The organism is Subtercola boreus, from assembly GCF_003399625.1.
In the GTDB taxonomy this organism is placed as follows: domain Bacteria; phylum Actinomycetota; class Actinomycetes; order Actinomycetales; family Microbacteriaceae; genus Subtercola; species Subtercola boreus_C.
Genome location: NZ_NBXA01000057.1, coordinates 1 through 551, shown reverse-complemented (window position 1 = coordinate 551; position 551 = coordinate 1). Strand labels below are relative to the sequence as shown.

The following is a 551-nucleotide window of genomic DNA, read 5'->3' as shown; positions in this document are numbered from 1 at the left end:
CGGGACGGCAGCATCAGGGCTTGGATGTTCCCGGAGAACGTCGACGTCATCACCAGCACCGGCGGCGACCCGTACTGGTCATGACCCAACGGAATCGGCTGGTGCGGGAACCAGAGATCGCATTGCACCTGCACCCCGGGCTGGTGATCGATCCGGTCCGCGGGATCTGGGGGCAGATACTCGGGCCTAATCATTGAAACCTTCTGCCGAAACACGGACGAGGACCCGGACCAGCCCACACGTTCCGCCAGTGTCGACGCGGGCATCCCTGCCGTGGTCGCAAGCAACACCCGGACCCTCGGTTCGAACGCATCGAACCTGGATCCCGCCGGCGCCCGCTGATACGCCGGCGGCCTGCCCGATTCCAGCGCACGATCAACCGTGCCCCTCGACACCCCAGCGAGCCTGGCTATCTCTCTTTTCGAGTGCAAACCCATCGAATGCAAATGCCGAATCTTTGCCCAGTCATCCAAATTGATCACCTTCCATAGTGGCTAGGTGGCCCTGTTTTCAATCGGCAGAAACGGCATCACATTCGGTCGGCGTCAACA

The 551-nt window shown here is 61.7% G+C and carries 1 pseudogene; it reads right to left on the bottom strand.

The features are described 5' to 3' along the window. Positions 1-482 (bottom strand): annotated as a pseudogene (locus B7R21_RS20525) (IS21 family transposase); the annotation flags it as partial. Positions 483-551: the final 69 nt, after the last annotated feature.